The organism is Stieleria sedimenti (genome assembly GCF_025060895.1).
Lineage (GTDB): Bacteria > Planctomycetota > Planctomycetia > Pirellulales > Pirellulaceae > Stieleria > Stieleria sedimenti.
In genome coordinates this window covers 1-1,623 of sequence record NZ_JANZKV010000288.1, presented here as the reverse complement: position 1 = coordinate 1,623, position 1,623 = coordinate 1, and the positions used below count along the sequence as shown (strand labels likewise).

Sequence of the window (1,623 nt, the reverse complement as noted above, 5' to 3'; positions counted from 1 at the left end):
TCGCGGTAGGGACCGCCGTTGCCGGCGGCCCCCCGCACAGATCCGTACGTGAAGAATTACCTCATACGGCTCCTGCCTCGAGTCGGGCGCGGTGGCGTTCACTTGGGTAGGGATGCTGGATGCATAACTTGGGATAATGCGTCATCGTCAGACGACGCATGCGCTCCCAAGTCCAGTTGCTGCGCTGGCTGCGCCGACAAAGTTGGCGCAGCCATAGCTTGGTAAGGGCGTCGCGAAATTGTCGGAGACGGGCCATGTTTCCGGGAACGGCATAGTAATTCTGCCAGCCACGGAGGACCTGTCCAAGCCATTTTCCGAGCGACCCGAGTGTCCAATGTCGTCGCTTGTTCAGCTGCTGCTTCAGCGCCTCGAGTGTCGCACGCATCCGTTTGGCTATCGTTTCCCTATGGATCGTAAACCAGCCGTTGCGGCGAGTCGTACCACAGCGATGCGTGAAGCCGAGAAAATCGAACGTTTCCGGACGACCTTCTCCGCGGTTGCGGCGACGTTCGGCGGCGTAGCGGCCGAATTCGATCAATCGAGTCTTGCCAGCGTGGAGCTTCAGGCCAAACTTGCCGAATCGGTCATGGAGGGACTCCAGACAAACTTCGGCGTCATGTTTGTGCTGAAAACCGATCACGAAGTCGTCCGCATAACGGATCACCACGATCTCGCCTCGTCCACTTTGACTGCGCCACCATTGAATCCAAAGGTCGAAGACATAATGCAAGTACACGTTGGCAAGGAGTGGGGAAATCACCGCCCCTTGGGGTGTGCCTGCTGTCGTCTCGGACCATTCTCCCTCTTCGCTCATTCCGGCACGAAGCCATTTACGGATCAGACGAAGCATGCGTTTGTCGCCGATACGATGTTCGAGGAACGTGATCAGCCACTCGTGGTCGATCGTGTCAAAGAAACCTTCGACATCGGCGTCGAGGACCCAATTCACCTTCTTGCTGGTCAAAGCCACACTTAGCGCATCGAGCGCCGCGTGCTGGCTCTGGCCAGGCCGGTACCCGTAACTGAATCCGAGAAAGTCCTGTTCGTAGATCGACTGCAGCACCCAAACGACCGCTTGCTGGACGATTTTATCCTCCAGCGATGCGATCCCGATCGGTCGCTGACGACCGTCCGGCTTGGGGATGTAGATTCTCTTCGATGGCTTCGCTCGGTAGGCCCCCCGGTGAATCCGACCGTGTAGATCGGTGATTCGATCATCCAGGTCGTCTTGATAGTCCTGCCATGTCACTCCATCGATTCCCGTGGCCGCCTCCTTCTTCAGGTTGAAGTAGGCTTCGCGGAGAAGGGATTCATTGACGTGATGTAGCAAAGATGTGAACTTCAGCTCACGTTGAGTGCGAGCTGTTTCGCGCACGCCTGCCAACCCGAGTGACCTTCGTCGTTTCCGCTTCGGAGCGCGGTCGAGGTCGGGTTGATCGGCGTTTCTCTTAGCTGGGTCCCTTTCCTCGGCAGACTCCGCCGCTGGTTCAGTTCCAGCACTGTTCGCCTGCGTCGACGGTACTACGGACCCATCTGACTTCCCAGCAGCGTTCATGTCAGCCTTGCCCTCGGAGAGGTTCGCTGACCGTCCTTGTGTTCGCCCTGAGGCAGACCAAGGAACTG

The 1,623-nt window shown here is 58.0% G+C and carries 1 protein-coding gene; it reads right to left on the bottom strand.

The features are described from left to right. Nucleotides 1-61: 61 nt before the first annotated feature. Nucleotides 62-1,330 (bottom strand): group II intron reverse transcriptase/maturase, encoded by a 1,269-nt coding sequence (ltrA, locus tag NZK35_RS30590; RefSeq protein ID WP_407699856.1) that lies wholly within the window; start codon nucleotides 1,328-1,330, stop codon nucleotides 62-64. Nucleotides 1,331-1,623: the final 293 nt, after the last annotated feature.